At 65.0% G+C, this 3,003-nt stretch carries 1 protein-coding gene; it reads left to right on the plus strand.

Annotation, left to right across the window (positions count from 1 at the left end):
• Positions 1-338 precede the first annotated feature (338 nt).
• Positions 339-1,190 (plus strand): hypothetical protein, encoded by an 852-nt coding sequence (locus PSS76_RS23880; protein ID WP_337456739.1) that lies wholly within the window; start codon positions 339-341, stop codon positions 1,188-1,190.
• The last annotated feature ends 1,813 nt before the right edge of the window (positions 1,191-3,003 follow it).

A 3,003-nucleotide genomic window follows, 5' to 3' on the forward strand; every position in this document is an offset into this window, starting at 1 on the left:
CCTCCAGCGCCGATGGTACTGCACTCGACAGGGTGTGGGAGAGTAGGACACCGCCGAACACCCGTTAACCGGAAGGCCCCCACCAGCATTGGTGGGGGCCTTCCGGCATTTCAGCACCTCTTTCACCTGATCGATCACCTTTCGCAAGACAGCGGCCGGCTCCGCGGGCCATCGGAATGCAATTCCTGTGCGCTGTCGCGTGCCCGGCAACGCCGAGGTCGGCTCGACGACCGCCCGTGCTCGTTACAGTGGTTGGATGCTCAATTCCGTCGACGTCATCGACGTTCTCGACCCGATGCCGCGGGCTCGTTCCCGTCGGGGACGCAGCCGGACGGTTCGTGCAGTGGCGGGACGGGGCGGTGCATCTGCTCGACGACAGGCTCTCCGAGATTGCGCGGCGAGATCTGCCGCTGGCGGACGACGTCTGTGTCCTTGCGGCATCCAGCCTCGATCGGATCGTGCTCGACTTCGCCGGCGGGCTCGCCATCGCGGGCGACGAAGTGATCACTGTGCCTGGACTGCGTGCCGATGCTGCAGCCTTCCTGGGGCACCTACTTGTCGTCGCGGTCCCGGACGGCCAGAGACACCGGCTGCTCGCGCTCGACCCTGCGACCGGGGACCTCCTGCACGAGCAGGACGTCGACGCCCCCGATACGCGCGCATTCCTGCATCCGCATCCGACGGGAGATACGGCCGTACTCGAGCTCGCCATGGGACAGGACGGCGCACTCGCCTACCGCGTAGACGTCGATGGAATGCGCGTACACCTGACCGAGATCCTTGCCGGAGAAGATCCCGTGATTGCGGGCTTCAGTCCTTCCGGCACCGGACTGCTCGTCACCCCGTACCCGAGCGATCCGGAGACCGTGCGGATCCTGGGGTGGCCCAGTCTGAACGAGATCGCACAGCTCGACGCGAGTGACGTCGGGGCTGCATACGGGTTCGGGCTCGCTGGGTGCTGGATCGACGACGAGCTGGTTGCGGTTTACGCGACCGAAGACTCGTTGATCGTCACCGATTCGCACTTCGACTCGGTCGAGAGGGTCGCATTGCCGATCGACTTCCGCGAAGAAGGAGAGATCGAGAGCCTCACTCGACTGACTTCGGGTGACGTCGCCGTCGGTGCGTGGACACCGACCGGTCGGCTCACCTTGATTGCGCGCATCATCGGCGGAAAGCGCACTGAATGATAGCGCCACTGCCTGCCCCGCCTCACCGCCGCCCGTAGCGAGCTGCCCGACGGGCTGGCGCCCGTCTTCGCGAAGACGCTGCTGTGCGCGCTGCATGATCGTGTCGTGTGGACCGAAATCGTCTTAAGCCAAGCATGATTCACGAGCGGCGTGGCAGACCGGCCCCAGCGATGGAGCCGCAGTTAGAGCTGCGTCGCCCGAGCCGGCTGTCCACGGCCCGATGGGCGAGAGTCGAGGGACTCTGGAGGAGCGCCCTGGGTGAGGCTGCCGACGTCGTGGGAGCTGTGTCGTCCCGTCGGCGCGCCCGCCTATGGTTACGTCCTGTCCGCCACACTCCTGTCGGGGCCGTCCCCTATCCGGGGCTGCCTTGTCCCGTCGAATTCCGCTGCGGCGAAGGCGATAGGGCTCTCCGTCCTCGGCCAGGGGGGCGTCTGGACCCACTCCTCTGCGACCAATCGCCGGGAGTCACGAGGGCAACCGAAGGACAGAGATTCGCAGGGCGGACCGGACCGTATGCGGCTGGCCCAGACGTCCGGCGAAGCAGGGGCTCGTTGCCATCTCTGGGTCTACCGAGCGGTCTACGGACGGTGGCCACTATCCATGCGGTCAGGGAAGTCGACTGTCTCGACGCGTCCTCCCTCCGCCCCTGTTCTTCGAATGCGGCTCATACCCGCGCCGGAAAGGGGCGGTTCGATGCAAGGCCGGGGAACTGCAAGTCCGTGCCCGTCCGCGGGTGGATGAGCCCGACCAGCCCGCGGTTGTTTCAGCTACGGCCACACGCCGTCACGTCCCGCCGCGATCGCGCAGCGAACGTACGAGCCGGCGTGCCGTCGGCGGGAGACGGGCGTCCGGGGCGGCCGACAATTGGTTGAGCCGGGGCCCCACTTTTCACGGTTGCTCCCCTCGACCTGACATACCCCCGCAGGTGCAGTGAAAGCCGGCAAGTCGAGCGGCCGCGGACACGTCAATGGTCGAGCCGGGGGAGCGCGGGGGCACCGGTTCGTACAGTGCTCCGCTGAACTCGATGGATGGGCCGGGTCGATGCGTCCGCTTGTGATGGTCTCCCTCGCGAGGTCGATATCCGGTCCAGCGTGCGGGGCCAGAGCCCGGAACGAGGCTCGGGTTCGGTTTGTCGCCGCCATTTGCCCGCGTCGGAGTGGCCGGGGAGTGAGGAGGGCCGACTGCTGCCCGCAACCCTCGCGATGACACGCATCCCCCGCCGGCTGATGGAATGAGCCACGGACCAAGGGGCTTGGCGATCGTCGCCGCGGTGCCGGGCGCCTGGCCCCGAGCCGAGGGGGTGTGCGCGTGTCGTGAGCTGTGCACCTGTTCCGGAAACAGGCGATTTGGTGTTCTGCGGGAGGATCGCGTAACTTATTCCGAGTCAGAGCGACACGGACACCGACCCGGACGCGATCTTCACTGGTCAGCGAGGGAAAACGAGGTTGTACGGGGAGCGCCTGATATTCCCGGAAGTTGGTTGACGATCCTGCCGTGTGTAGGGTGGTTGTACCGCGTCCGGGTGGCCCGGAAGGGAAGCGAGTTTGCACTCGACTCCCGGGTGGGCTAAGCTGGAACGGTTGCCCCGGAACGAGAAACTGTGTGTTTCGAGTGATGGTGTGTGCGTGTTCTTTGAGAACTCAACAGTGTGTCGATGAATGTCAGTGCCAATTTTTGGTACTCCATCACTTTTTGTGGTGGGTATTTGCTGATTGTCTCATTCTTCCGTCTGGGATGGTCAGCGCAAACAGCTAGTTTGAGTTTATTTTGCTAGTGATTTGACTCGATGTCTATGACTGATTGCCGGTTTTGC

Source organism: Prescottella sp. D32 (genome assembly GCF_037287305.1).
GTDB lineage: Bacteria > Actinomycetota > Actinomycetes > Mycobacteriales > Mycobacteriaceae > Prescottella > Prescottella equi.